The organism is Pseudomonas sp. BS3782 TE3695, assembly GCF_050435305.1.
Taxonomy (GTDB): domain Bacteria; phylum Pseudomonadota; class Gammaproteobacteria; order Pseudomonadales; family Pseudomonadaceae; genus Aquipseudomonas.
The window spans coordinates 4646954-4672335 of record NZ_JBNDKB010000001.1 but is presented as its reverse complement, the minus strand read 5'-3'; the positions used below and the strand labels follow the sequence as shown (position 1 = coordinate 4672335).

General features: G+C 58.0%; 35 protein-coding genes. 26 read left to right on the top strand and 9 right to left on the bottom strand.

Annotated elements, in window-relative coordinates; translation table 11 throughout:
- Nucleotides 1-2: 2 nt before the first annotated feature.
- Together ABH909_RS21030 and ABH909_RS21025 are read left to right on the top strand one after the other, a co-directional pair.
- A complete protein-coding gene (locus ABH909_RS21030; protein WP_427623069.1) occupies nucleotides 3-374 on the top strand; it encodes a hypothetical protein in 372 nt (123 codons plus the stop codon).
- A gap of 610 nt (nucleotides 375-984) precedes the next feature.
- Entirely contained in the window at nucleotides 985-1344 is a 360-nt protein-coding gene (locus ABH909_RS21025; RefSeq protein ID WP_429436646.1) for a DUF6124 family protein, read from the top strand.
- Between the two features lie 346 nt (nucleotides 1345-1690).
- Here ABH909_RS21025 and ppnN read toward each other — a convergent pair whose 3' ends face one another.
- Entirely contained in the window at nucleotides 1691-3064 is a 1374-nt protein-coding gene (ppnN, locus tag ABH909_RS21020) for a nucleotide 5'-monophosphate nucleosidase PpnN (RefSeq protein ID WP_429436644.1), read from the bottom strand.
- Nucleotides 3065-3290: 226 nt separating this feature from the next.
- Between ppnN and ABH909_RS21015 the strand changes: the two genes are divergently transcribed.
- Both ABH909_RS21015 and ABH909_RS21010 read left to right on the top strand, forming a co-directional pair.
- Nucleotides 3291-3818, top strand: a complete 528-nt coding sequence (locus ABH909_RS21015) for a DUF3087 family protein (RefSeq protein ID WP_429436641.1) — start codon at nucleotides 3291-3293, stop codon at nucleotides 3816-3818.
- Nucleotides 3819-3967: 149 nt separating this feature from the next.
- Complete coding sequence (locus ABH909_RS21010) at nucleotides 3968-5545, top strand: sensor domain-containing diguanylate cyclase (RefSeq protein WP_429436638.1); 1578 nt, start codon at nucleotides 3968-3970, stop codon at nucleotides 5543-5545.
- A 15-nt stretch (nucleotides 5546-5560) separates the two neighbouring features.
- Here the strand turns inward: ABH909_RS21010 and ABH909_RS21005 are convergent, their stop codons facing one another.
- Complete coding sequence (locus tag ABH909_RS21005) at nucleotides 5561-5947, bottom strand: DUF2784 domain-containing protein (protein ID WP_429436635.1); 387 nt, start codon at nucleotides 5945-5947, stop codon at nucleotides 5561-5563.
- A gap of 136 nt (nucleotides 5948-6083) precedes the next feature.
- Here ABH909_RS21005 and ABH909_RS21000 point away from each other — a divergent pair, with 136 nt between their 5' ends.
- The 5 genes from ABH909_RS21000 (at nucleotide 6084) to ABH909_RS20980 (ending at nucleotide 8930) form a co-directional block, all read left to right on the top strand.
- Nucleotides 6084-6782: an AzlC family ABC transporter permease gene (locus ABH909_RS21000; protein WP_032830637.1), complete on the top strand. Its 699-nt coding sequence runs from the start codon at nucleotides 6084-6086 to the stop codon at nucleotides 6780-6782.
- Complete coding sequence (locus ABH909_RS20995) at nucleotides 6782-7093, top strand: AzlD domain-containing protein (RefSeq protein ID WP_162830927.1); 312 nt, start codon at nucleotides 6782-6784, stop codon at nucleotides 7091-7093. Before ABH909_RS21000 ends, ABH909_RS20995 begins: the two co-directional genes overlap by 1 nt.
- A 67-nt stretch (nucleotides 7094-7160) precedes the next feature.
- Nucleotides 7161-7319, top strand: coding sequence for a hypothetical protein (locus ABH909_RS20990; RefSeq protein ID WP_367375148.1), 159 nt, complete (start codon nucleotides 7161-7163; stop codon nucleotides 7317-7319).
- A gap of 263 nt (nucleotides 7320-7582) precedes the next feature.
- On the top strand, nucleotides 7583-8482 hold the full coding sequence (locus ABH909_RS20985; protein ID WP_429436631.1) for a polysaccharide deacetylase family protein: 900 nt from the start codon (nucleotides 7583-7585) through the stop codon (nucleotides 8480-8482).
- Nucleotides 8483-8678: 196 nt separating this feature from the next.
- Nucleotides 8679-8930: a DUF1652 domain-containing protein gene (locus ABH909_RS20980; RefSeq protein ID WP_192342802.1), complete on the top strand. Its 252-nt coding sequence runs from the start codon at nucleotides 8679-8681 to the stop codon at nucleotides 8928-8930.
- Nucleotides 8931-9026: 96 nt separating this feature from the next.
- On the opposite strand, the gene ABH909_RS20975 is transcribed toward ABH909_RS20980, so the two are convergent.
- A complete protein-coding gene (locus ABH909_RS20975; RefSeq protein WP_429436628.1) occupies nucleotides 9027-9920 on the bottom strand; it encodes a LysR family transcriptional regulator in 894 nt (297 codons plus the stop codon).
- 127 nt (nucleotides 9921-10047) lie between these two features.
- Here ABH909_RS20975 and ABH909_RS20970 point away from each other — a divergent pair, with 127 nt between their 5' ends.
- The 8 genes from ABH909_RS20970 to ABH909_RS20935 all read left to right on the top strand — a co-directional run bounded on the left by ABH909_RS20970 (nucleotide 10048) and on the right by ABH909_RS20935 (nucleotide 17535).
- Complete coding sequence (locus ABH909_RS20970) at nucleotides 10048-11208, top strand: muconate cycloisomerase family protein (RefSeq protein WP_429436626.1); 1161 nt, start codon at nucleotides 10048-10050, stop codon at nucleotides 11206-11208.
- Between the two features lie 10 nt (nucleotides 11209-11218).
- Entirely contained in the window at nucleotides 11219-11509 is a 291-nt protein-coding gene (catC, locus tag ABH909_RS20965; protein ID WP_429436623.1) for a muconolactone Delta-isomerase, read from the top strand.
- A 51-nt stretch (nucleotides 11510-11560) separates the two neighbouring features.
- Complete coding sequence (gene catA / locus ABH909_RS20960; RefSeq protein ID WP_429436621.1) at nucleotides 11561-12490, top strand: catechol 1,2-dioxygenase; 930 nt, start codon at nucleotides 11561-11563, stop codon at nucleotides 12488-12490.
- Between the two features lie 118 nt (nucleotides 12491-12608).
- Nucleotides 12609-13568 (top strand): AraC family transcriptional regulator, encoded by a 960-nt coding sequence (locus tag ABH909_RS20955; protein ID WP_429436618.1) that lies wholly within the window; start codon nucleotides 12609-12611, stop codon nucleotides 13566-13568.
- Nucleotides 13569-13821: 253 nt separating this feature from the next.
- Nucleotides 13822-15186 carry a benzoate 1,2-dioxygenase large subunit gene (gene benA, locus ABH909_RS20950; protein WP_429436615.1) on the top strand — a complete coding sequence of 455 codons (1365 nt, stop codon included), beginning with the start codon at nucleotides 13822-13824 and terminating at the stop codon, nucleotides 15184-15186.
- Nucleotides 15183-15671 (top strand): benzoate 1,2-dioxygenase small subunit, encoded by a 489-nt coding sequence (gene benB, locus ABH909_RS20945; protein WP_429436613.1) that lies wholly within the window; start codon nucleotides 15183-15185, stop codon nucleotides 15669-15671. The genes benA and benB overlap by 4 nt, the downstream gene beginning before the upstream one ends.
- Before the next feature lie 10 nt (nucleotides 15672-15681).
- On the top strand, nucleotides 15682-16695 hold the full coding sequence (gene benC / locus ABH909_RS20940; RefSeq protein ID WP_429436610.1) for a benzoate 1,2-dioxygenase electron transfer component BenC: 1014 nt from the start codon (nucleotides 15682-15684) through the stop codon (nucleotides 16693-16695).
- Between the two features lie 66 nt (nucleotides 16696-16761).
- On the top strand, nucleotides 16762-17535 hold the full coding sequence (locus ABH909_RS20935) for a 1,6-dihydroxycyclohexa-2,4-diene-1-carboxylate dehydrogenase (protein ID WP_429436608.1): 774 nt from the start codon (nucleotides 16762-16764) through the stop codon (nucleotides 17533-17535).
- A 27-nt stretch (nucleotides 17536-17562) separates the two neighbouring features.
- Here the strand turns inward: ABH909_RS20935 and ABH909_RS20930 are convergent, their stop codons facing one another.
- Nucleotides 17563-17925, bottom strand: a complete 363-nt coding sequence (locus tag ABH909_RS20930; protein WP_429436605.1) for an NUDIX hydrolase — start codon at nucleotides 17923-17925, stop codon at nucleotides 17563-17565.
- A 221-nt stretch (nucleotides 17926-18146) separates the two neighbouring features.
- On the opposite strand from ABH909_RS20930, the gene ABH909_RS20925 reads away from it, so the two are divergent.
- Nucleotides 18147-18350, top strand: coding sequence for a DUF2188 domain-containing protein (locus tag ABH909_RS20925; RefSeq protein ID WP_429436603.1), 204 nt, complete (start codon nucleotides 18147-18149; stop codon nucleotides 18348-18350).
- A 49-nt stretch (nucleotides 18351-18399) separates the two neighbouring features.
- Here the strand turns inward: ABH909_RS20925 and osmE are convergent, their stop codons facing one another.
- Together osmE and ABH909_RS20915 are read right to left on the bottom strand one after the other, a co-directional pair.
- Complete coding sequence (gene osmE / locus ABH909_RS20920; protein WP_429436600.1) at nucleotides 18400-18762, bottom strand: osmotically-inducible lipoprotein OsmE; 363 nt, start codon at nucleotides 18760-18762, stop codon at nucleotides 18400-18402.
- An 11-nt stretch (nucleotides 18763-18773) separates the two neighbouring features.
- On the bottom strand, nucleotides 18774-19013 hold the full coding sequence (locus tag ABH909_RS20915) for a hypothetical protein (RefSeq protein WP_429436597.1): 240 nt from the start codon (nucleotides 19011-19013) through the stop codon (nucleotides 18774-18776).
- Between the two features lie 91 nt (nucleotides 19014-19104).
- On the opposite strand from ABH909_RS20915, the gene ABH909_RS20910 reads away from it, so the two are divergent.
- The 4 genes from ABH909_RS20910 (at nucleotide 19105) to ABH909_RS20895 (ending at nucleotide 21398) form a co-directional block, all read left to right on the top strand.
- Nucleotides 19105-20331, top strand: coding sequence for an RtcB family protein (locus tag ABH909_RS20910; RefSeq protein ID WP_429436595.1), 1227 nt, complete (start codon nucleotides 19105-19107; stop codon nucleotides 20329-20331).
- 103 nt (nucleotides 20332-20434) lie between these two features.
- A complete protein-coding gene (locus ABH909_RS20905; protein ID WP_429436592.1) occupies nucleotides 20435-20671 on the top strand; it encodes a hypothetical protein in 237 nt (78 codons plus the stop codon).
- Nucleotides 20672-20747: 76 nt separating this feature from the next.
- The gene (locus ABH909_RS20900; RefSeq protein WP_429436590.1) at nucleotides 20748-21083 is read left to right on the top strand and encodes a hypothetical protein; all 336 of its coding nucleotides are present in this window, start codon (nucleotides 20748-20750) and stop codon (nucleotides 21081-21083) included.
- Between the two features lie 84 nt (nucleotides 21084-21167).
- The gene (locus ABH909_RS20895; protein WP_429436587.1) at nucleotides 21168-21398 is read left to right on the top strand and encodes a hypothetical protein; all 231 of its coding nucleotides are present in this window, start codon (nucleotides 21168-21170) and stop codon (nucleotides 21396-21398) included.
- Nucleotides 21399-21661: 263 nt separating this feature from the next.
- Here ABH909_RS20895 and ABH909_RS20890 read toward each other — a convergent pair whose 3' ends face one another.
- On the bottom strand, nucleotides 21662-21856 hold the full coding sequence (locus tag ABH909_RS20890; protein WP_429436584.1) for a hypothetical protein: 195 nt from the start codon (nucleotides 21854-21856) through the stop codon (nucleotides 21662-21664).
- 188 nt (nucleotides 21857-22044) lie between these two features.
- Between ABH909_RS20890 and ABH909_RS20885 the strand changes: the two genes are divergently transcribed.
- The 3 genes from ABH909_RS20885 (at nucleotide 22045) to ABH909_RS20875 (ending at nucleotide 23231) form a co-directional block, all read left to right on the top strand.
- On the top strand, nucleotides 22045-22239 hold the full coding sequence (locus ABH909_RS20885; RefSeq protein ID WP_429436582.1) for a hypothetical protein: 195 nt from the start codon (nucleotides 22045-22047) through the stop codon (nucleotides 22237-22239).
- 166 nt (nucleotides 22240-22405) lie between these two features.
- Entirely contained in the window at nucleotides 22406-22717 is a 312-nt protein-coding gene (locus tag ABH909_RS20880; RefSeq protein WP_429436580.1) for a hypothetical protein, read from the top strand.
- Nucleotides 22718-22976: 259 nt separating this feature from the next.
- On the top strand, nucleotides 22977-23231 hold the full coding sequence (locus ABH909_RS20875; RefSeq protein WP_429436578.1) for a hypothetical protein: 255 nt from the start codon (nucleotides 22977-22979) through the stop codon (nucleotides 23229-23231).
- A gap of 184 nt (nucleotides 23232-23415) precedes the next feature.
- On the opposite strand, the gene ABH909_RS20870 is transcribed toward ABH909_RS20875, so the two are convergent.
- Nucleotides 23416-23829: a CBS domain-containing protein gene (locus tag ABH909_RS20870; RefSeq protein WP_095632617.1), complete on the bottom strand. Its 414-nt coding sequence runs from the start codon at nucleotides 23827-23829 to the stop codon at nucleotides 23416-23418.
- A gap of 76 nt (nucleotides 23830-23905) precedes the next feature.
- Complete coding sequence (locus ABH909_RS20865) at nucleotides 23906-24616, bottom strand: SOS response-associated peptidase family protein (protein WP_429376835.1); 711 nt, start codon at nucleotides 24614-24616, stop codon at nucleotides 23906-23908.
- A 216-nt stretch (nucleotides 24617-24832) separates the two neighbouring features.
- On the opposite strand from ABH909_RS20865, the gene ABH909_RS20860 reads away from it, so the two are divergent.
- A complete protein-coding gene (locus tag ABH909_RS20860; protein ID WP_429436575.1) occupies nucleotides 24833-25276 on the top strand; it encodes a CopD family copper resistance protein in 444 nt (147 codons plus the stop codon).
- Nucleotides 25277-25382 lie beyond the last annotated feature (106 nt).

Sequence of the window (25382 nt, the reverse complement as noted above, 5' to 3'; positions counted from 1 at the left end):
TTATGTTGAATTTCGAGCGCTATAACGACGAGTTGATGGGGTTCGTACTTGTCTGTCTATTTTGTGAGGCTATCAGTAAAACTGAGTTCCAAATCTGGTGCGCTCAGAGTGCCACCTTAGAAAACGCGCCATATTTTCTGTATGACCTAATGGAGTTTGATGATGAAATTTTTAAAATCTATCAGATCATCGGTAGGGTACCTTATTGGGAACATAGTGATGATGAAGAGTATGCGCTGTATGGCATAGCCGTTCGTCGCGGGATGAAGCCTTACGATATGCCTTTGTCACTAGAGGAGGCTTTGAAAAAATTAGAGGCAGCCCCCACGACAGAGCAAGCGTTTCGTCAGGCGTTTAGTTTTATTGAACTGTAGTTTTGGGGGAGTAGGGAATAAAGGAAAAGGGGGCGGATTTGGGGCAGATTTATTTGTTTGCTTCGGGCGTAGTGGTAGAAGGGAAAGGCGACGAATTTATTTATCCGGTGGTTTGACCGAAAGTTGGAGGGTGTTTTTTCGGGCTTCTTCGCGAGCAAGCCCGCTCCCACACTGGATCTTCTGTGGACCCATTATTTGTGACCGACACAAATCAACTGTGGGAGCGGGCTTGCTCGCGAAGAGGCCAGCCCATCCACTACAGAACCCGAAGTGAGACCGATAAACAAGGGATGTTTAATCGACATCTCCAGATACTCACTCAGGCTACACATCCTTGCGCCGTTGCCTACGACTACGCCAGAATCCGCCGGCTTGTGCGCCTTGAGGCCGGGCTCTATCGTTTCCGGGTCGCTGACGAATCAGCGATCGGGTTTAGCAGCCCGGGTCATCTCTAGACGTACAACGTTAACCGTTCATGTTATGGCGGCTTTGCGTGGGGCACTTCGGTGCGCCGGGTTCTAGAGTCCTGGTCTGCTAACCCGCGTACAGCCGCCACCTCTTTTTCGTTTAGCAGCGATTTGTAGCGGCTCCATAACTCTAGGAGCGTCATATGTTCAAACCAACACCAAATCCACCGGAAACCGATCCAACATCCCCCTACGAATCCCTCGATTCGAAAAAACTCAACGAAGCCGCCGACCGCGCCCTCGATTACTACCTCAAGCCGCCCATCCCCAAAGACACCAAGCGCAAACCCAGCACCATTTACCATGTCGGCGCCGAGGTCGATAACGAAACCCTGCTGGTCAACGCCTGCGAGTCCCTGGCGTCAGCGAGCATGATGCTCAGCGAGTTCGCCGGGTTGATGGACATGCCACATCGCAACATGATGTTGGGGATTCAATCGGTGGTCATGCTCGGGGAGTTGGCGGTGAACCGGGTGCTGGATAATCTCGATCCGTCTGTCTGACACAGGATCGGAAGTGATTGGGCATCTGTGGCGAGGGAGCTTGCTCCCGCTCGGCTGCGCAGCAGTCGCAAAATCGGTATACGCGGTGTGCCAGAAAAAATGCGGTTGCAGGATTTGGGGTCGCTTCGCAACCCAGCGGGAGCAAGCTCCCTCGCCACAATGGGCTCCACTGACACACTCCCCAAAAAACAAGAAACCCCGCATCACGCGGGGTTTCTTGTCAAAGTGTGGGAGCGGGCTTGCTCGCGAAAGCTGCTTAACATTCAACAGAGATGTCGACTGTTACGCCGCCTTCGCGAGCAAGCCCGCTCCCACAGGGGTGATGTTAAAGCTCACATCAATATTGTTACGCCACCACCTGATAACACGGCACATACTCCGCGCCACCCGGCAGTTTCATCCGGTGCTGGGCGACGAACGCTTTGAGCAGTTTGTCCAGTGGCTGCATGACGGCGGCATCGCCACGGATCTGGTACGGCCCGTGTTCTTCGATCAGGCGGATGCCCTTGTCCTTGACGTTGCCGGCGACGATGCCGGAGAACGCGCGGCGCAGGTTGGCGGCCAGTTCGTGGGACGGCAGGTTGCGGCTCAGTTGCAGGTTGGCCATGTTGGCGTGGGTCGGGTCGAAGGGGCGCTGGAAGCCTTCGTCGATCTTCAGCAGCCAGTTGAAATGGAATGCGTCGTTGCGCTCGCGGCGGAACTGTTTGACCTCTTTGAGGCCCTGAGTCATTTGCCGCGCCACTTCTATCGGGTCGTCGATGATGATCTCGTAGTGTTGCTGCGCGGCTTCACCGAGGGTGGCACCGACGAAGGCGTGCAATTGCTCCAGATACGGCGCGGCGCTTTTCGGCCCGGTGAGGACCACAGGGAAGGGCAGGCCTTCGTTGTCCGGGTGCATCAGGATGCCAAGCAGGTACAGGAACTCTTCAGCCGTGCCTGCGCCACCCGGGAAAATGATGATGCCGTGGCCGACGCGCACGAACGCTTCCAGACGCTTTTCGATGTCTGGCAGGATCACCAGTTCGTTGACGATCGGGTTCGGCGCTTCGGCGGCGATGATCCCGGGTTCGGTCAAGCCGAGGTAGCGACCACCGTGGATGCGCTGTTTGGCGTGGGCGATGGTCGCGCCTTTCATCGGGCCTTTCATCACGCCCGGGCCGCAACCGGTGCAGATGTCCAGGCTGCGCAGGCCGAGCTCGTGGCCGACTTTCTTGGTGTATTTGTATTCCTCGGTGTTGATCGAGTGGCCGCCCCAGCACACCACGATTTTCGGCTCGACGCCGGGGCGCAGGGTGCGGGCATTGCGCAGCAAGTGGAAGACGTAGTCGCTGATGCCTTGGGAAGTGCTCAGGTCGATGCTCAAGGCGTCGAGTTCGTTTTCGGTGTAGACGATGTCGCGCAGGGCGCTGAAAAGCATTTCGCGAGTGCTGGCGATCATTTCGCCATCGACGAAAGCGTCGGCCGGGGCGTTCAGCAATTCCAGGCGTACGCCACGGTCTTGCTGGTGAATGCGGATTTCGAAGTCTTTGTAGGCTTCCAGAATGGTCTTGGCGTTATCGACGTGGGCGCCGGTATTGAGGATGGCCAGGGCGCATTGGCGAAAAAGGGTGTAGGTGATGCCGGATGAGGCTTCGCTCAGTTGCTGTACTTCACGTTGGGACAGTGTTTCCAGGCTGCCTTTTGGGCTGACCGAGGCGTTGATTACATGTCGTTGGGTCATTCAATGATCCTTAAAACGATGTCACCCGCCGGCAGGCGCATGGCATCCGAATAGTGTGTATCCATGGAGAAGATGGCACGAACTGCGCTGTATCGCCATGTTCCCCGTTTGACATGGAAAGATGAAAAGGAGCCCCAGCATAGCTAAATCCCTCGCAGAGGCGATAATGCCCTGCAGTCTTTTTGCCACAGCGCCTTTTACCATTGACGCAAGGAACCCCGTCGCGATGTTCGAAATCCAGCCAATGAATGCTCAAACCTACCGACGCCAGACGCGGCGCAGCACGGTGATCATCGCCCTGATGTTCCTGGCGCTGGCGATGGTGCTGTCCACGGCGGCGGTGGCGCTGTTCGGTGAGCCCGGCGGCGACAATCTGCGTTTCAACGTGGGCGGCGTGTTTGCCGCATTATTGCTGATGGCGGCGCTGATGCGCGGCACGTTCTGGACCCAGGAATGGATGGCGCCAGCGGTCTACGGTTGGCAGCTCAAGCGCAGCCTGATGAGCATCACCAACGTCATGCACCAGGTCACGGCGGCAGTGGAGAAGGGCGATCCAGACGCCATGAAGCTGCTGCGTTTTTATCATCTGGGGCTGAGCCAGATGCACCAGCTGGACGGCAACTCCAGCGACCATAGCCAACTGGCCCGTGAAATGGACCAGCACAAAGCGCGAATGGAAGTGCTGGGTATCGAGACCGAACAGACGCGATTGAATCCGGCCTGGCTTGAGGCGGTTAAACAGACACAGAGCTAGCCTTTCGATCTTGGCGATGAGCATTTTCGTGCAAATCACCTATCGTATTCGTTGATGAGTCATAGTAGTCCGAGCGCCAGCCACGGCTGGCTGGCGCTAAAAGGGCGAACGGGAAAATTCGCCATGTCATAAGGGATTAAGGGAGCGTCATGGGGCATCCGTCCGTCAAAGACCGTATTGAAAGCACCCGGCTCGCCACGCCTCGGATGCCCGGGCAGCTTGAGTCGACACTCAAGGTTCGATACGCAGTCTTCCTGCTCGTTGCGGTGTGCCTGTCCATGACGGCCATTGCGATCGGCGAAGGCTGGAACGCACGTCAGTATCATTTGCACGGCAGCGAAGTGGAGATGTCCAACCTGGCGCAAACCTTGGCCTCGCAGGCACAAGCATCGATCAAACAGGCCGATACGCTGCTGTTTGCGGTGGTGGACCGCCTCGAAAATGACGGCATGGAACCGGCAAAAATTCCCAGACTGCAACGTTTGCTCCACGCCCAGCGCAGTGAACTGGCCCAGATCCATGGGCTGTTCGTTTACGACGAAGAAGGACGCGGGCTCGCCAACTCCAATAACGTGGTGCTGGCCAATGCCAATAATTCCGACCGTGAATATTTCATCTACCACCGTGATCATCCCGATCGCGGTCCTCATGTCGGTCCATCGATAAGAAGTCGCTCGACCGGTGAGTGGGTCATGACCGTGTCACGCCGGATCAATCATGCCGATGGCCGGTTTGCCGGCGTGGTGGCGGCTTCGATCTATCTCAACCATTTCCTGGACCTGTACAACAGCATCGACATGGGCAGTAACGGGGTGGTCAATCTGATCGCCGACGACGCCACCATCGTCGTTCGCCGACCGTTCAACGAAGCCGATATCGGCACCAATGTCGCCAAGGGGCCGCTGTTTACCCAGCTATTGCCCAAGGGGAATTCCGGAACGGCCATCGTCAAATCCTATGTAGACGGGGTGGAGCGGGTGGTGGGATTTCGGCGGGTCGAGGGTTATCCGCTCATCGTTTTTACCGCCCTGGACAAGGAAGAAGTCCTGGCCAGCTGGCGGCAGGAGTCAATACTCAGTGCGGGCATCGTCTCATTGCTGCTGGGTTTTGTGAGCGTTCTGGGCTATCGCCTGATTCGTGTCATGAAGCAGCAGAATACTGTTCAGAACGAATTGCTGGAGGCTCAGGACAAACTCCTCGAGGTCAACCATAGCCTCAAGTTGCTGGCGCTGGAGGACGCACTCACCGGCCTTTCCAACCGGCGCCAATTTGACCTGTTCATCCTGGCGGAAATGGGTCGTGCCAGGCGTACCCACACCAGCCTTGCGTTGCTGATGATCGATGTCGATCATTTCAAGAGTTTCAATGATCACTACGGCCATTTGGCAGGCGATGAGTGTTTGCGCAAGATCAGCACCATCATCACCGACAACATCCAGCGCCCCGGCGATCTTGCTGCACGATTCGGTGGTGAGGAGTTTACGGTGGTGCTGCCCGGCACCGATTATGTGGGGGCGTTTCTGGTGGCGGAAAAAATCCGTCGCGCGGTTCAGCAAATCGACATCAAGCATAGCGGCAGCCCCGAAGGCCTCGTCACGGTCAGCCTGGGGGTCTGTGCCTACAACCAGACAGCGCAGAGCGAGCCCGAAGATTTGATCGGCGCCGCAGACAAAGCGCTGTATGTGGCCAAGGCCAGTGGCCGGAACATGAGCGTCATTGCCAACTGAACTCAACCAGAGCGGTTAGTGCCCTGAATGAGTCGGATGTCGCAGCTTCCATAAGCGGATCAGCCGCAGGTAGATCAGCACGTTGATCGCCAGCACCACGCTGCCCAACCCTAGCTGAATCGTGGGGGTCAGCCCGGCCGGATAAATAATCGGCCACACGTAATGTTCAATAAAACCGCCGCCATAACCGGTTTGCCCGGCCGCGTGGCGCATGAGGTTTTCCCAATCGGTCAGTGGGCACGTCAGGTGGAAAACTTCCACGATCACGCCCCACGCGGCGGCGGGCAGGTGCCACCAGGCCAGGTGGTGCCATTTGAGCACCAGCAGCCCGCCGAAGAGCACGAACAGAATGAACAACAAGTGAGACAGGACCAGCCCGTCAGCGGCGATTCGGTAAAGCATGTCGATTCCCTGACGCGTTATGTGAATCGTTCCATGGTACTCGCGCCGGATAATCGCCAAAAGTGCGCAAGATAGTTCAAGCCATGGGTCGTGACTGCTGGCACAGTCTGGAGTCTTTCCCTGGTTGTAGAGCGTTATGTCCAACTCACTCATGCCGCGCAGTGCATTCCTTCGCGGTGCCGCGGCCATCATGCCGTTGTCCCTGGCGACCGCGCCTTGGGGGTTGCTGGCCGGTTCCATGGCCATCGAGGCCAATCTCACACCGCTGCAAGGCCAGGGGCTGTCGAGCATCGTGTTTGCCGGCGCGGCTCAACTGGTCGCCATCGGCATGCTCAAGGGCGGTGCCGGGGTCTTTTCGATCCTGTTGACCACGTTGTTGCTGACCTCCCAGCATTTGCTTTACGGGATGAGCATGCGTTCAGTGATTTCCCCGTTGCCGGGCCGCTGGCGTGTGGGGCTCGGCTTTTTGCTCACCGACGAGTTGTTCGCCCTGACCAGCCAGCATGACAAACAGCAGTTCAATCGTTGGTACGCCCTGGGTGTGGGCCTGACGTTTTACATCGCGTGGAACCTCTTCACCCTGGCGGGCATTGTGCTGGGCAGCAGCATTCCGGGCCTTGAACACCTTGGGCTGGACTTCTCCATCGCGGCGACCTTTATCGCCTTGATCACGCCAGTGGTGCGCAATGTTCCGACAGTGGTCTGCGTGGCGGTTTCACTGTTCTGTTCGGTGCTGTTCAGCTATTGGCAATGGGGCTCGGCCCTGGTGTTGTCGGGGTTGGCGGGCATGACCGCAGGCTTTATCTGCAACAAACTCTATGTGGGGCGCACATGATGGTCTGGGCTGTGATTATCGGGATGGGCCTGCTGGTGTTCCTGAACCGCTACGTATTTCTTGAGCCTCGGCTGCCGGTGCGCTTGAGTAGCAATGCCCGGCAGTTCCTCGGTTTCGCGGTGCCGGGCATGCTTACCGCCATCTGCGGGCCGATCGTGTTCATGCCCGACAAGCAGTTGAACCTGCAGTGGGACAACCCGTACCTGATCAGTTCGCTGGTGGCCGTGGGCCTGGTCCTTTACACCCGCAACACCTTGCTCAGCATGTTGTTGAGCATGGGGTTCTTCTTTTTGCTGCGGTGGTGGCTCTGAGTCGTCTTATCCGAAACTGTTCTACGCTTAAAAAAGATGACTGATCTTTTGAGGAGAGGAGGTGGACATGGCCACTGAACCAACGCGTCCGGACCCGGATGAGGACATCGATGAACCGACAGAGGAAGAGCTCGAGCAGCAGAGGCGTTCGACGCCGGACTGGAAGCATCCTGACGACGGTAAAGAACTGTCGGACCGCGATCAGGAGCGTCCGCTGAAACCCTGATCGGCTGGTAATCAAAATCAAAAGATCGCAGCCTTCGGCAGCTCCTACGCCATTTAATGTGGAGCTGCCGAAGGCTGCGATCTTTTGATTTTTGGGGGCAAAACAATCTGACGGGCGCCTCCGAGAGCGGGCGCCGGAACCAAACACTGTGTACCCTTATCCAACCTCGGCTTGCAGCGATCTGCGGGCCGGTCGAGGGATGAATGGGCGAGGGGTTTTTGCCATTAAACGTGATGACCGCAAGGTCTGGTCCAAGGCAAAACATGAAGCAGCTGGTCAAGGTTTTCTCCGCGTTCGCCATCGCAGTCGGCCTGCTGGGCTGCATTGCCGCGCCCATTGAAATGACGCCGCAGACGCAACAAAGTCTGCGCGAGCAAGCGCCGATCCGCTTTTTGCTGACCTTCGATGACGGGCCCAGCGCGTCGGGTTTTTACAACCCGACCGTCACCGTGCTCGACAGCCTCGCGCGCAATCCGCTGCAACCCGACATTAAAGCGGTGTTCTTCGTGCAGACCCGTGACTCACGCGCCGGCGGCAGTGAAGCGGGTCGACAGATCATGCGTCGCGAACACGCCGAAGGTCACCTGCTGGGCTTCCACACCGCCACGCGCCGGCACACCAACCATCGTTCTCTGGACCCGGAAGAGCTGGAACAGTCGCTCACTGATGGCAGTGCAGACATCGCCGCGATCAGCAAAACCACGCCGACCCTGGTGCGTCCGCCATTCTGGAACTACGACAAGCGCACCTTTGCGGCCTATCAACAGCATGGCATGCACGTATTGCTGACTGACCTGAGCGCCAATGACGGCAAGATCTGGGGCTTTAACGCCAGCCCCCGTCGTCGGGCCAATATGCTGCGGCAACTGTCCGAAGTCCGAGAGCGCATTGCCCTCGGCGAGTTGCCGACGGTGGACGGCGTGATTCCGGTGGTAGTGACCTTTCACGACCTGAATCGCTACACCGCCCGGCATACCCGCGAATACCTGCAAATCCTCCTCGACAGTGCCAGTGCAACCGGTCTGGTGACGGCGCAGAAAGCGTTTTACGACGACACGGCAGCACTGCAGCGGGCGGCCATGGCGCGTACTGTCCGTGACAGTTCAGAAGCGGTTGAGCTGCCAGGCATCTGGAACTGGTTGTGGGGGGCAGATACCCACTGAGTGATGTCGGGGCGATTGACCGGCGTAGGAGCTGCCGCAGGCTGCGATCTTTTGATTCTTAGCGGTTTCGAAAAATGCCAAAGATCCAAGAGATCGCAGCCTGCGGCAGCTCCTACGCAGAACTCGCTGGCGCGTTGCGCAAGTTGATCTACGCTGAGTGGATCCAATCGCAAAACCGTCCCCGAGGGCGCTCGCCATGATTCCAGTTCCCCAGCTTTGCAGCATTGTGGAGTCCGGTTTCAAACCGCTGTCCTGCGAATGCACCGTGAATCGTGATGAAACGTTGCGGATCAAGGTCTTCGATCACAGCACCGGGCGGATTGAGCTGTTGATTACCGGCGTATCGCCCGACGAGTTGACCAGTGTCCGCGATATTTCCAACCTGATCGGCGAACTTCGTACCGAAATGCGCGCCGGGCGCCGGGCCTTCGCTGGTGTAATGGCCTGACGCACTCCTTGTAGGAGCTGCCGCAGGCTGCGATCTTTTGATCCTCGGCATTTTCGAAACCGCCGAAAATCAAAAGATCGGAGGCTTCGCCAGCTCCTACGCTGGTCTGTCGCGCGGCAGCAGTTCACCGATCATCTGCAAACAATGATTCAACCCCGGCGATACATCGCCCACGCGCCTGCTGAGGATGATCGGCGAGGTCGCGTTATCTTCCAGCACCGGGGTGAAGCCAATGTCGTCGCGGTGCAGCAATTGCACTGAAGCCGGCACCAGCGTCACCCCGATTCCCGCACCCACCAAGCCGATCGCTGTTTGCAGCTCGTTGGTCCATTGCGCCACGTTGATGTGCACGCCATAGGATTCGAATAATGCGATCACGTGGTCGGCGTAGCTGGGCCGCGGGTTGCCGGGGTAGAGCACGAAGGGTTCTTTTGCCAGGTCACGAAGGCTGATCGGTCCGGCCAGTAATGGATGGCCGGCGGGCAGGGCGGCGACCAGCCGGTCTTCAGTCAAAACAGTCTGAATGATCGCCGGGTCGTCGATGCGAATTCGCCCGAAACCAATGTCGATGCGCCCGGCCTTGAGCGCCTGCACTTGTTGCAACGTGGTCATTTCCGAGAGCCCCAATTCAAGCGCCAAAGGCTCGCCGCTGCGCAATCGGCGAATCAGTTCCGGCAGCACGCCATACAAAGTCGATGGCGCAAAGCCGATGCCCAGCCAGGTCTTTTCACCCAGCCCGATCCGCCGTGTGTTGTCGCACACCTTGCCCAGTTGTTCGAGCAGGGCGGTGGAATGTTCGTGGAAAAACCGCCCGGCGTCGGTCAGCTTCAGCGGTCGGCCGCGCTCCAGCAGCAGCACCCCGAGTTCGTCTTCCAGCTGCTGGATCTGCCGGCTCAGCGGCGGTTGGGCGATGTGCAGCAGTTCGGCGGCGCGGGTGAAGTTGAGGGTTTGAGCCAACACCTGAAAATAGCGCAGATGACGCAGTTCCATGGGGCCTCCGGACGTCGGTCTGTTAAATACCTTTAAGGTATCGATCCAGACCAATTCTATATTGGCCGTCCAGAAAAAGCCGTACCAGAATCCGTTCCAGAACTTTAAGAACCTGACGGGTATCGACATGCGTGCAACTGCCATTGAATTGATCGAGACGATCATCGTCGATCTGCCGACCATTCGCCCGCACAAGCTGGCGATGCACACCATGCAGAACCAGACTCTGGTGATCATCCGTGTGCGCTGTGCCGACGGTATTGAAGGGATTGGTGAATCGACCACCATTGGCGGTCTGGCCTATGGCAACGAAAGCCCGGACAGCATCAAGACCAACATCGACAAACACTTCGCGCCATTGCTGATCGGCCAGGACAGCGGCAATGTGAATGCCACGATGTTGCGTCTGGAACGCAGCATTCGGGGTAACACCTTCGCCAAATCGGGTATCGAAAGTGCTTTGCTCGACGCCCAGGGCAAGCGCCTCGGCCTGCCGGTCAGCGAGCTGCTGGGCGGTCGCGTTCGTGATGCGCTGCCGGTGGCCTGGACCCTGGCCAGCGGCGACACCGGCAAGGACATCGCCGAAGCGGAACAAATGCTCGACCTGCGCCGGCATCGGATCTTCAAGCTGAAAATCGGCGCTGGCGAGGTCAACCGCGACCTGGCTCACGTCATTGCGATCAAAAAGGCGCTGGGCGATCGCGCCAGCGTGCGGGTCGATGTCAATCAGGCCTGGGACGAAGCGGTTGCCCTGCGGGCCTGCCGGATCCTCGGCACCAACGGCATCGACCTGATCGAACAACCGATCTCGCGCAATAACCGCGCCGGCATGGTGCGCCTGAATACCGTGAGCCCGGCGCCGATCATGGCCGATGAATCCATCGAATGCGTGGAAGATGCCTTCAACCTGGCGCGCGAGGGCGCGGCTTCGGTATTCGCCCTGAAAATCGCCAAGAACGGCGGCCCACGTGCCGTACTGCGAACCGCCGCGATTGCCGAGGCGGCGGGTATTGGCCTGTACGGCGGCACCATGCTCGAAGGCGGTATCGGCACATTGGCCTCGGCCCATGCCTTCCTCACGCTGAACACACTGGGCTGGGACACCGAGTTGTTCGGCCCGCTGCTGCTCACCGAAGACATTCTCAGCGAGCCATTGGTCTACCGCGATTTCCAACTGCACGTTCCGCAAACACCGGGGCTGGGCCTGAGCCTGGATGAAGAGCGCCTGGCGTTTTTCCGTCGGGACAAAGTCTCCAGGATCACATCCACTGCCGTTCATCAAGCCTGAGGAGGGCATCATGCTGTTTCACGTAAAAATGACGGTGAATTTACCGCTCGACATGAACCCGGAACGCGCCGCTCAGCTCAAGGCAGACGAAAAAGCCCTGGCCCAGCGCCTGCAAGAGCAAGGCAAGTGGCGCCATCTGTGGCGCATCGCCGGGCTCTATGCCAATTACAGCGTGTTCGATGTCGACAGCGTTCAGGAACTGCATGACCTGCTGATGCAATTGCCGCTGTATCCGTACATGGCGATCAAAGTCACCGCGATGTGCCGGCATCCTTCTTCCATTCGCGAGGATGACTGCTGAACCCAGCCTGTTCAGTTCGCTACGCTAATAATTACAAGATGAGGAACCACTATGAACGTCAAGATTTCCCACACTGCCAGTGCCCAGAAGTTTCTCGAAGACGCCAGCGGTCTGCATAACGAAGCCGGCGACCCGCGGGTCAAGGCGCTGATTTACCGCATCCTGCGCGATTCGGTGAACATCATCGAAGACCTGGCTGTGACCCCGGAAGAATTCTGGAAAGCCGTCAACTACCTCAACGTGCTGGGTGCGCGCCAAGAGGCCGGGTTGGTGGTGGCCGGGCTCGGTCTGGAGCATTACCTCGACCTGCTGATGGACGCCGAAGACGAACAGGCCGGCAAAGCCGGCGGCACACCGCGGACCATCGAAGGGCCACTGTATGTGGCCGGTGCGCCCATATCGGAAGGCGAAGCGCGGCTGGATGACGGCGTCGATCCGGGAGTGGTGCTGTTCATGCAAGGCCAAGTGCGCAACACCGCCGGCGAACCGCTGGCCGGCGCGGTGGTGGATGTCTGGCACGCCAACACCGGCGGCACTTATTCGTACTTCGACACCACTCAATCGGAATTCAACCTGCGTCGCCGTATCGTCACCGATGCCGAGGGCCGTTACCGTTTTCGCAGCATCGTGCCGTCGGGCTACGGCTGCCCGCCGGACGGTCCGACTCAGCAACTGCTCGATCAACTGGGCCGTCATGGTCAGCGGCCGGCGCACATTCACTTCTTCATCTCCGCGCCGGATCATCGTCACCTGACCACCCAGATCAACCTCGACGGCGATCAGTACCTGCATGACGATTTTGCCTACGCCACCCGTGACGAACTGATCGCCAAAATCACCTTCAGCGACGATCCGCAGCGAGCGGCGGCCCATGGCGTGAGCGGGCGTTTTGCCGAAATCGATTTTGACTTCACGTTGCAGTCGTCTGCCCAGCCTGAGGAGCAGCAACGCCACGAACGGGTTCGCGCGCTCGAGGACTGACGGCACTGCGAGCTGATCCGGGCCACGAGATAACCGACCGTTTATCTCGTGGCCTTCTGTGTTTCGGCCAGCACACTAGAATGGCGGCGCAATCAACAATAACAATGAGAGTGATCCGATGATGCAAGCGCAATTGTTGAGTCATCGCAGCAGAGTCTTCGACCATGCCGACCCCTACGCGGTATCCGGCTACGTCAATCAGCACGTCGGCAATCATTGCCTGCGGATGCCTCGCGCCGGCCGGCCGCTGGCCAGTCTCGATCATCGCAAATTCGCCAGCCTCGACCTGTGCCGCATCAGTTACGGCGCCAGTGTGCGCGTCATGTCCCATGCGCTGGACAGCATCTATCATTTGCAAGTGTTGCTGCGCGGCAACTGCCTGTGGCGTGGTCATGGCCAGGAACACTACTTCGCGCCTGGCGAGTTGCTGCTGATCAATCCCGATGATTCGGTGGACCTGACCTATTCCAGTGATTGCGAAAAATTTATCCTGAAAGTCCCCGCGCGGCTGCTGGAGTCGGTGTGCGAGGAGCAGCGCTGGCGGTATCCGGGGCAGGGCGTGCGGTTTCTGGAGAACCGTTATCAGCTCAACGAACTGGAAGGTTTCGTCGGTCTGCTGGCGATGATCTGCCAGGAGGCGGAAGCCACCGAGCAGATTCCCCGGGTGCAGGAGCACTATGCGCAAATCGTTGTCAGCAAGATGCTTGGCCTGATGAAGACCAACGTCATGCGCACCGATCCCGGCTCACCCTCGGCCACGTTCGAGGCGCTGGTCGATTACATCGCGTGCAACCTCAAGCAGGACATCGACAGCGAAGAACTGGCGCGCCAGGCGCGGATGAGCCTGCGTTCGCTGTATGGCTTGTTCGAACGCAATGCGGGAGACACGCCGAAAAACTACATTCGGCAGAAGAAGCTCGAACGCATTCACGCCAACCTGAGCGACCCGACCTGCAACGTGCGCAACGTCACGCAAGTGGCCATGGATTACGGCTTTCTGCACCTGGGCCGGTTCTCCGACAGCTACCGCAAACAGTTCGGCGAATTGCCATCGGACACCCTAAAGCGCCGTCATTGAATAGGTTGCGATAAGTAACCTGTGGCGAGGGAGCTTGCTCCCGCTGGACTGCGCAGCAGTCCCATTCTTTCAGGAAGAGAGTGGGGCCGCTTCGCAGCCCAGCGGGAGCAAGCTCCCTCGCCACATTGGCAAGCGTCAACCACCGACCGCTCTCTGCACAAAACGGATACAGGTCTGCACCCGGCGGATAGTCCGCCCCATCCCCGCGTCCTAGCATGGCCCTGCCTGAATAAAAACAATGGAGGCGGCGGCCATGTCCCTGCGACCCGAATACCTTCACTCCCTGCTTGAAGAAGACCCTGAGCAGGGCATCTATCGCTGCAAGCGCGAGATGTTCACCGATCCGCGGCTGTTCGACCTCGAGATGGAACACATCTTCGAAGGCAACTGGCTGTACCTCGCACACGAGAGCCAGATTCCCAACAACAACGATTTCTACACCACCACCATGGGGCGTCAGTCGATCTTCATCGCGCGCAACAAGGACGGTGAACTGAACGCCTTTATCAATGCGTGCAGCCACCGTGGCGCAATGCTCTGCCGGCACAAGACCGGCAACAAGAGTTCCTACACTTGCCCCTTCCACGGCTGGACCTTCAACAACTCCGGCAAGCTGCTCAAGGTCAAGGACCCGGCAGCGGCCGGCTACCCGGCAAGCTTCAATTGCGAAGGCTCCCACGACCTGACCAAGGTCGCGCGTTTCGAATCCTATCGCGGCTTCCTGTTCGGCAGCCTCAAGGCCGATGTCGTGCCGCTGGTCGATCACCTGGGCGAATCGGCAAAGATCATCGACATGATCGTCGACCAGTCCGCCGATGGCCTGGAAGTGCTGCGCGGTTCCTCCAGTTACATCTACGAAGGCAACTGGAAACTCACCGCCGAAAACGGTGCCGACGGCTATCACGTCAGCTCGGTGCACTGGAACTACGCGGCGACCCAGAACCAGCGCAAACAGCGCGAGGCTGGTGATTGCAACCCGACCATGAGCGCCGGCACCTGGGCCAAGCAGGGCGGCGGTTTCTATTCTTTCGACAAGGGCCACATGCTGCTCTGGACCCGTTGGTCCAACCCCGAGGACCGCCCGCTGTACGAGCGTCGCGACGAGTTGGCCCGGGACTTCGGCCAGGCTCGCGCCAACTGGATGATCGAGAACTCGCGCAACCTGTGCCTGTACCCGAACGTGTACCTGATGGACCAGTTCAGCTCGCAGATTCGCATCGCCCGGCCGATCTCGGTCAACCGCACCGAAATCACCATTTATTGCATCGCCCCCAAAGGCGAAAGCGACCACGCCCGGTCGAGCCGGATTCGTCAGTACGAGGATTTCTTCAACGTCAGCGGCATGGCGACCCCGGACGATCTGGAAGAGTTTCGCTCCTGCCAGACGGGTTACCAGGGCAGCGTCACCACGTGGAACGACATGTCCCGTGGTGCCGAACACTGGGTCGAAGGCGCTGATGAAGCTGCCAAAGAGATCGATCTGCATCCGCTGCTCAGCGGCGTGCGTACCGAAGACGAAGGCCTGTTCGTGCTGCAACACAAGTATTGGCAGCAAACGATGCTCAAGGCGTTGGCCGCCGAGCAGTCCGAACGGATTGCAGTGGAGGCTGTGCAATGACCATTACCTATGATGCTGTGCGCGATTTTCTCTACCGCGAAGCACGCTACCTCGACGACAAACAATGGGACGACTGGCTGGAGTTGTACGCCCCGGACACGACATTCTGGATGCCGTCCTGGGACGACAACGACGAGCTGACTGAAGACCCGCAGCGGGAAATCTCGCTGATCTGGTACGGCAACCGCACCGGCCTGGAAGACCGCATCTTCCGCATCAAGACCGAGCGTTCCAGCGCCAGCGTGCCGGACACCCGCACCTCGCATAACCTCAGCAATATCGAGCTGCTCGAACAGGCCGACGGGCTGTGCAAGGTGCGCTTCAACTGGCACACCCTGAGTTTTCGCTACAAGACCGTCGACAGCTATTTCGGCAGCAGCTTCTACACCCTCGATGTGCGCGGCGAAAACCCGCTGATCAAGGCCAAGAAAGTGATCCTGAAGAACGACTACGTTCGCCAGGTCATCGATGTTTACCACCTCTGAGGCGGCCGTCATGACTCATTCTATTGCGTTCAATTTTGAAGACGGCGTCACCCGATTCATCGACGCCAATGTTGGCGAAACCGTGGCCGATGCCGCGTATCGCCAAGGCATCAATATTCCCCTGGACTGCCGCGATGGTGCTTGCGGCACCTGCAAGTGCTTCGCCGAGGCTGGCCGCTACGACTTGGGTGAGGACTACATCGAAGACGCCCTCAGCGCCGACGAAGCGCAACAGGGTTTTGTTCTGACCTGCCAGATGCGGGCGCAGAGCGATTGCGTGGTGCGGGTGCCGGTTTCATCGGATGTCTGCCGCACCCGTCAGGCCAGTTACGACGCGACCATTAGCGCCGTGCGGCAGTTGTCCGACAGCACCATCGCGCTGTCGATCAAGGGCGAAGCCCTGAGCAGACTGGCGTTCCTGCCGGGGCAGTATGTGAACCTGGGGGTTCCCGGCAGCGAGCAGACTCGGGCCTACTCGTTCAGCTCGCTGCAGCGGGACGGCGAAGTCAGTTTTCTGATTCGTAACGTACCCGGCGGCTTGATGAGCAGTTTCCTCACCGGCATGGCCAAGGCCGGCGACAGCATGAGCCTGGCCGGACCGTTGGGCAGTTTCTATCTGCGCGACATCCGCCGTCCATTGTTGCTGCTGGCCGGTGGCACCGGCCTGGCGCCGTTCACCGCGATGCTGGAAAAAATCGCCGAACAGGGCAGCGAGCATCCGCTGCATTTGATCTACGGCGTGACCAACGATTTCGACTTGGTGGAACTCGATCGACTCGAAGCCTTCGCCGCGCGAATTGCGAACTTCAGCTTCAGTGCCTGCGTGGCCAATCCCGACAGCCGGCACCCGCTCAAGGGCTACGTGACCCAACACATCGAGCCACGGCATTTGAACGATGGCGACGTCGACGTCTACCTGTGCGGCCCGCCACCGATGGTCGAAGCGGTCAGCCAGTTCATCCGCGAACAAGGCATTGCGCCGGTGAACTTCTACTACGAAAAATTTGCCGCCAGCGCGGCATAAAAATTTTCTGCAGCGATGCACCCCTACAGGATCGCGCCGGGAAGCATCCTTCGTCACGAGGTACACATGAACAGATTCCACGAAAAAGTCGCGCTGATTACCGGTGCCGCTCAGGGCATCGGCCGGCGCGTGGCTGAACGCATGGCCATCGAAGGTGCACGACTGATCCTGGTCGACCGCTCCGATCTGGTGTTCGAACTCCAGAAGGAGTTGGGGCAGAGCAGCCAGGTACTTGCCCTGACCGCCGACCTTGAGCAATACACCGAGTGCTCACGCGTGATGCGCACCGCTGTCGAACGTTTTGCTCGCCTCGACGTGCTGGTCAACAACGTTGGCGGCACGATCTGGGCCAAGCCTTTCGAGCACTATGAAGAGGCGCAGATCGAAGCCGAAGTGCGCCGTTCGTTGTTTCCGACATTATGGTGTTGCCATGCCGCGCTGCCGTTCATGCTCGAACAAGGCAGCGGCGCCATCGTCAACGTTTCATCCATTGCCACCCGCAGCGTCAATCGCGTGCCATACGGTGCGGCGAAGGGCGGGGTCAATGCGCTGACTGCATGCCTGGCCTTCGAAACAGCCGGTCGTGGCGTGCGGGTCAACGCGACCGCCCCCGGTGGCACCGAGGCGCCACCGCGCCTGATCCCACGCAACACCGGGCAACAGAGCGCGCAGGAAGAGCTCTGGTATCAGCAGATTGTCGACCAGACCCTCGACAGCAGTTTGATGAAGCGCTACGGCACCCTGGATGAACAGGCGAGCGCTATCCTGTTTCTGGCCAGCGACGAAGCTTCCTACATCACCGGCATGGTCATGCCGGTCGGTGGCGGCGATCTGGGCTGAAAAGCTTGCGGGTGGCGCCGGCTCGACCTACAAGCGACGCCGAAACGCTTTGACGATTCTGAGCGCGGCGTCGCTTATTTTCAGATTGTGGACGGCCTCCAGCGGATACCAGATGCAGTCGAAGATTTCATTTTGTGGACGAGCCTCCGCCAGGTTTACGACCGACGCTTCGTAGACATGGTGCCGAGTGCTGGTTGTTTCCAGTTCCATGAGGTACAGCAGGCCGTCGACTCCAAGCCCTGTTTCTTCGTAAAGCTCTCGTATGGCCGCGCCCGCAGCGGTTTCTCCTCGCTCTACTTTTCCGCCGGGCAAAGTCCAGGGAGACTTGGGCTTGCGCACCAGGAGGATATGCCGATCCTGTTCGCAAATGACCGTGGCACGTACTTTCATGGGTTACCCGACTGTAGTTGTCATAAAACAGTCATGAAAATGCAATATTCGGACCGAAGTGCTCCGAAGTATTTTGCTTTAAGGATTGGAGTCGACAGGTTTGCTGAAAGTGCGATTGGAATGCCGGAATCCCGACGCGACGTCTGGTCGGCACTTCAGTGAGAGTCGGGTGTAAGGTAATAAAGTCGATCCAGAACTATCACTGCCGAATGGAGGTGACTATGAGCGTTCCGATGCTGAACAAAATGCACATGAACGGCTATGACGTACTCAGCGTGAACAACGGCCCTTGGCGAGTGTGCACCAAAGGTGACCGACTTGGAGCCTTTGGCAGCAGAGAGGAGGCGCTGGCTTATGCAGCTTCGCTTCCCGCCTACCGAGCCCGGTCGGGTAAAGCGTCGCGTAGCCACAAATCAGACAAATAGCGCGCCGTAGCAGCTGCCGAGCCTGCGAGGCAGCTGCTACACGGTAGAATCAATACCCGCCGCCACCCATCCCGCCTGTGGAAGGAGAATATTCTCTGGCTTTTTGTTGGGCTCGACTCCATTGCGCACAGGTCATGAAGCTTTTGTGGTCGACCTTGCCCAGCTTGTCGAAACTGACAATGTACGGCTGCTGACGGCCATTCTGGATCAGCTTGTAATCAAAGCAGGTACCAGGTTCCACCGTGCGCTTGGTGATCGATAAAGGCTGGCCGCCAATCTGCTGGACCTGTTCCTTGCTCATGCCCGTCTCGACCTTGGCGACCAGCGGTTGGTCTCGATAAATATGTGATTCCGTATTGCAGCCACCTGACGCCGCCAGCACGGCGATCAGCGCGCATAGACGCTTGTTCATGGCAGCGCTCTCTAGTGAGCTTTCGTTCGACTGATGGATTTTGCCTTCACTTCTTCAGCATAGCCCGCCAGTCGCTCTTCATCGCCCTGGAATAACTCGCACAGCCTTAATGTTGCCTCGGCGTCCACCTCATTGCCGGCCAGGCGCAACTGCTCTGCGATGCGCAAAAGCTCTACCGCCGACCACCTCAGGTCCGAGGCTACACCTTGCAGGTCGCGCCGAAGTTGCTGTTCATATTCGTTAAGCCACATGATGACCTCCTGCAATTCCCCGCTACGAAATAGTAGTCCCATTTACCTGTCTGGAGCGTTATGTTCGTCTGATCGCAAGAGAGTCGAAATCATGCAACAACCTGTCTACCAACTGCTGGAAGTCGCCAACGGCAAGCCGATCAAACTCTGGACCGAGGGTGTGCCGGTTGAAAGCGAAGCCCGGCAGCAATTGATCAATATCGCGAAGATGCCATTCATCTTCAGGCACCTGGCGGTGATGCCGGACGTGCATCTGGGCAAAGGATCCACCATCGGCAGCGTGATCCCCACTGTGGGCGCGATCATTCCGGCGGCCGTGGGGGTGGACATCGGCTGCGGCATGATTGCCGCGCGTACTTCACTGACCGCTGCCGATTTGCCAGACAACCTGCACGGCCTGCGCAGTGCCATCGAAAAAGCCGTGCCACATGGCCGCACGTTGAGCCGTGGCCGCCGCGATGAAGGTGCCTGGAACCACGTTCCACACCAGGCCGATCAAGTCTGGAGGGCGCTGAGTCCAGGGTTCAAGGCGATCACCGACAAATACCCCAAACTCGCCAGTACCAACAATCGTCAGCACCTGGGCACCCTCGGTACCGGTAATCACTTCATCGAGGTCTGCCTGGATGAGGCCAACCGCGTCTGGTTCATGCTGCACAGCGGTTCTCGCGGCGTTGGCAATGCCATCGGGACCCTGTTCATTCAATTGGCCCAAGCGGACATGCGCCAGCACATCGCCAATCTGCCGGACCGCGACCTGGCCTATTTCAAAGAGGGCAGCCGGCACTTCGATGACTACGTCGAAGCGGTGGGCTGGGCTCAGGATTTCGCCCGGCAGAACCGGGCCTTGATGATGCAGGCAGTGATTCAGGCCGCGCGGCAAGTGATCCGCAAACCCTTCGAGGTCGCGCTCGAAGCCGTGAACTGCCACCACAACTACGTGCAGAAAGAGCGGCACTTCGGTGAAGACGTCCTGGTCACCCGCAAGGGCGCGGTGTCGGCGAAGAAGGGCGAGCTTGGGATCATTCCCGGCTCAATGGGCGCCAAAAGCTTTATCGTTCGAGGTCTGGGCAATGAGCAATCGTTCTGCTCCTGCAGCCACGGCGCTGGTCGGACCATGAGCCGCACCAAAGCCAAGAATACCTTCACCGTCGCGGACCAGATTCGTGCGACCGCTCATGTGGAGTGCCGCAAGGATGCGGCGGTCATCGATGAGATTCCGATGGCCTACAAGGACATCGATAAAGTCATGTACGCACAGCGTGATCTGGTGGAAGTGCTGCACACTTTGCGACAGGTGGTCTGCGTAAAGGGATAGTGATGGAAGGTGCTTCCATTGGTCGGGAACATTAACGTGAGATAACAGCTCTGCTGTCGTAGTGAGGTAGTGATTTATTCGCTGGGGCGAGGCTATCTCGAAAATGACGACTACCGATGAATTCAGACACCATGCACATGAGCTGATCGTTGACCTGGATGCGGCCACCACGGAAATGATGAAACTGATCTCGGCCCATCAGATGAGCGGTCCGGAGTGGGAGCGGGTCATGAAATGGCAGCACGAAGCGTACGAGCGATGGATGACGTACCTCAATGCGAGATCGTATCCCGATTCCGGCTCGGGAGCCGAGGTGGGGCAGGGCGAAGCCCCGTTATAGAGACATCGCCGGCTGTCTGCTGGATGTCTGCGCAAGTACAGGCTACATTTCCCGTTTTGCAGGGTAGGGAAGCGTTATGCGCAGGTTGGTAACGGGAATAGCGGTGGCTGTGTTGGCGGGTTGTTCATTACCTGCATCCGTGGTGCCCGGCGAGCCCAATGTCAGCAAGTACAGCGTGAAGGCACCCAAGGAATATGCCGCGTGTGTATTACCGTTATGGCGTAAGGACGTTCCGGGATCGACGCAATCGCCGATGTCCAATGGCTACCGGATCACCGCGCCGAGCATCATCACGGCCGACGAAATTCTGGACATCGTGAAATCGAAGGATGGCAGCCGGGTATCGCTTTACCAAGGGCCACCGTGGGCCAAGTCAGGGGCGCTGCGCCAAGCGGTCCGGGACTGTTTGTAAGGCCCGCCGCTGCCGTATGTCGGAACCGAGGAACGGTCATGCCTGAATCAACTTCCAAGCGCTGACAGTCCTTGGAGTTTGGCCATGAATGATGATCGGAAAAAGGCAGCCCTCGATGCCTGGTACCGGCTCTTGAGAGAACCGGAGGCCGGGATGGATTGTGAAGAACACTACGACAAACTGCTGAAGGCGGCGGATGAAATGGAAGGGGCCGGGCTCATAAATAACGCCGAATGGCGTGAGCTGGTGCGCGATGCACGGGAGGCTTTTTCCACTGCGATCGATGGTGTTGGGAGCGGAACAGTCAGCAGATGACTTCAAAATAGTGTGGATATTGAAAGGCTTAGGAGATTTAGTAACTGGATAGTGAGTAAAGAATATCTTGTTACAAGTCCCCCGATTGGGTAATATCACCTCGCGTTCACCACCACGGTTTATGCATTTTTAAAGCCCAGGCGTCCATCAGCTGCCTGGGCTTTTTTTTGTCTGGAGTTTGGCAGTGGCTTATGAACACGCTGCCGGCGAAGCGCCAGCAGCGTAGAGGATGAGCGATAGAAAACGCCAGGGATGCCTGTCGTTTACCAGGACGGATCAGCTTTGCGCCGATCGCTGCCGGATGGATTGCCAGTATCAAGAAGCCTCCTCTCCACCAGGACATTTTGCAGGGCCTGGCGTGCCGAAGGGCTTAGCTGATGTTCTCTTTCCTTGAGTTCGAGCAAGATGGGGTTGGACCATCCACGATAGGTTTGCTCGGAAATTCGAGTAGATGTCATCTATCTCTCCTTTGATGAGTCGCCCGACAACACAGTGGGCGAAGTCCTGTGCGCTGAAAATCCTAGTCGAGGAAACGATTTGTCGCCAGTGAGCGGATGGCAATGAGGTGCCGGTCATCCTTCGCGATGCGGGTAGTCCACGATTCGGGCATAAACTTAAAAAGCTACCTCATCAAAAGGAGCCGCATATGATCGCCGACCAAATGAACAGACAGGAGTCGGAGCAAAGCGCTGTCTGGGATCAATACTTCTGTGCCGCGTTGATTGCCGAAAGCCATCTGACGGCACCGGTGGTAGGAGAAGCCACCCACGAAGACAGACAGAATCTGTTAATCCAAAGGGCCAAGGCACTCGCCGACAAAATGCTGGAAAACAGAAGATAACCGGAGCCCAGCCATTGCGCTGGGCTCTTCACTTTTCGAGGATCGATTGACTGGCCAGGTAGTCGTTGTAGTCGGCGCGACGGGATGCCCCTTTTTCTGCTGGAGTGCACGGCTCCCTGATCACGGATCGTCTACAGTTGGTAGTTCATGGATACGGAGATCGGACATGAAGTGCTTAATTTGTCAGGCTGCCTCTAAAACCGGTCATGCCGCTGAAGACTGCTCAGAGGTCGATTGCTCGGCCGGGTGTGGACGCTACAAGGTGTCTGCGAACCTTGTGGCGAAAATGAAATTCAAGAACGAGTGCTTTGATATTGAACGCACAAGACGATGGCTTGAGATGGCGCGCAACGATGAGCCCGTGCCGTTGATATCCACCTATGACTACTACGTTTCCTTATTGCATCGCGACACCGAGGAGAGGTCGGTCACGCCGACTCGCTCCAGGCAGGCGTTGGTTGCGGATTCCCGGCTATAACCCCCGTCTCCCTGTAGGAGCTGCCGAAGGCTGCGATCCTTTGATCTTCCGCGGCTCTCGAAAGATCAAAAGATCGCAGCCTTCGGCAGCTCCTACAGGGTTCACAGGTATTGCCCGATTCATCGACGAAAAACAAGCAACCTCCATGGATAGCCCCTGTCGATATCAACATGTCCCCGCTATTAGTTACCCTCCCGATCCGGGTTGTCAGTATTTATGGCGGGCTGAAAGCGGCTAACTGAATGATCAGGAGGTGGCTATGAATTGTCCGCTTTGTGGAAACACTTATGCGCTGGAAGATTCTTCGTACGGGGCCGGGTTACGCATTCATTGCGAGCCGTGCGGTGGTTACTATCGGATTTCCACAACCCTGAGCGGCTTGGCCGAGGGAAAAATCTATGACACCGAGCGCGCTCGAGCCCGCCTGAAAAAGAAGCGTGAAACCGACGACTTGGAAGATCAAGAGCCGGCGCTAGGGGCGGAAGATAAAGACCTGCTCATCGAGCCGGACTGATCTGTCACAGAACCTGCACGGGCTCCAGCAAAAGGCGCTTGCTTCATGCATCAGCGCCGGAAGAATGACTCGCCTGACCGCTGAAACCGGATTCCGGATCGAAAAGTTTCAGTACAAGCCAGGCGAGCGCATGCCGGATCCATGGCAACTCTGATGAATGTTTAGACGATCCTATTCCAACCGGTTAATGAGCCTGCGCCACTCCGCGCAAAACCGTAGCAGCGGCGGATTGAGACCGAGTGCTGGCAATGTTGCCCAGCGATACAACGCCCACCAAGCGCTTTTCCCGGTTAAGTACGGGCAGGCGGCGCAGTTGTATGTCTGCCATGTTCTTTGCCACATGCTCGATGTCTTCATCCTCAAAGCAATAGCGGATGCCACCCGTCATTACTTTACTGATAGGGGTTTTGCCAGGAAGTCCTTCGGCTACGGCCCTAATGGCTATATCCCGGTCCGTGATCATGCCAACCAGACGCTCCTGTTCCTCAACCATAATGGCGCCGCTATCGATCCTGGCCATCATGTTCGCGGCCTCCTGGATCGTCTGGTTTGGCTTGGCTGTTAAAACATCTTTGGTCATGACTTCCGAAATCTTCATGAAAAGACTCCTTTAAAGTGATGTTTCAGTGATTAAAGGGCTGCCAATTTTTTCGACTTGGAGGGGAAGTGCGGGTTCAGATTGTTTTATCTCCGCTCGTCATGGTGGCGGAGATCGGCTCTATCAGTTCTGAGCCCTGGTTCCTCACGTTGCCCACGGCCATGTTCACTTTGAACCATTCGAAGACGTCGCAGGGTTCGCGTTCCTGCAGGATTATCTGTTCGGCGCGCTCCTTGGGCGTGTAGGGGTCAATCCATTCCCGAGCCAGTTCGGGACTGAGCGTCACAGGCCGACGGTCATGAATATCCACCATGCCGCCTTCACTGTCCGCGGTGATGATTACGAAGCCGTCATGCTCTTCCGGCTCCTTTTCGTACCTTGGATACTGACCAATGGCGGCGCACAGGATCGGCGCGTGATCTTTGCGACGGATCAGGTACGGCTGTTTCTTCGGACCGCCCTCGTAAACCCATTCAAACCAGTTGTCGATGGCAATAATTGCCCGGTGCGGCCATATCTCCTTGAAGAACGGGTCGTGGGCGACTTTCTCAACCCGGGCATTGATCGGTGTCGCGTGATCCCTGGCCCAATGCGGTCGCCAGCCCCAACGAACCCTGTCGGCGTGCAACATGCCGCTTTCCTCGTGGAAGAGGGCGAGCTGAGTCGACGGCGCGGCGTTGTAGAGCTCGAGCGGCTGGTCGCCAGCATTGTTGACCAGGGCGTTGGGCATGCTCAGCGCCGCCACGAACTCGTGAACACCTCGATACTGCGAAAGTCGTCCGCACATGGCTGAGCCCTCATGCTGAAGCTTAAGTTTAGACAATAGTTTCAAGGTGAAGCGTTGAGGCTGTTTAACCAGCAACGCCTTCAAAAAAACAGAGTCGCCGCTCGCGGCCCAGCCCACATCGGGGATTCGCGGGTTTCTTGATTGATGTCAATCGCCTGAGTCGACCTGCTCTGTATTCTGCGCAGAAACCGACAGCTGAACCGAGGGCGAACATCCATGCTCTATCCGCTGTTTCTGACCTTTCATCTGTTTGCCGCCCTGGTCTTTATCGGCACAGTGTTCTTCGAAGTCCTGTTCCTGGAAAGCATCCGCAAACAGTTGCCGGCCAAAGTAATGCTGCTGGTCGAGGAGGGTATTGGCCGCCGCGCCCGCACCCTGATGCCGTGGGTGCTGCTGGCACTGTTCGGCGCGGGGCTGGGCATGGTCTGGCTACGCTATTTGCCCGTCCTTGCAACGCCAATGGCCTCATCGTTCAGCACTTTGTTGCTGCTGAAAATCATGGTCGCCGTGAGCGTGCTGCTGCATTTCCTGGCCGCCATGTTTCTGTTCAAAAGCGGCCGAATGAACGCTCGTTACCTGCATTTCATCCATGGCAGTGTGTTCGGCCATTTGGTCGTCATTGTGTTGTTGGCCAAGGGGATGTTTTACCTGACGTGGTGAGCGGCCTTGCCCCAAGGTTTGTCCTGCAAGCACTTGGCTTGCGCTTGATGCAAGTCAAGGAGCATTGACCGCCAATCCCGGACACTGTTGATCCGCAGCCAGTCTC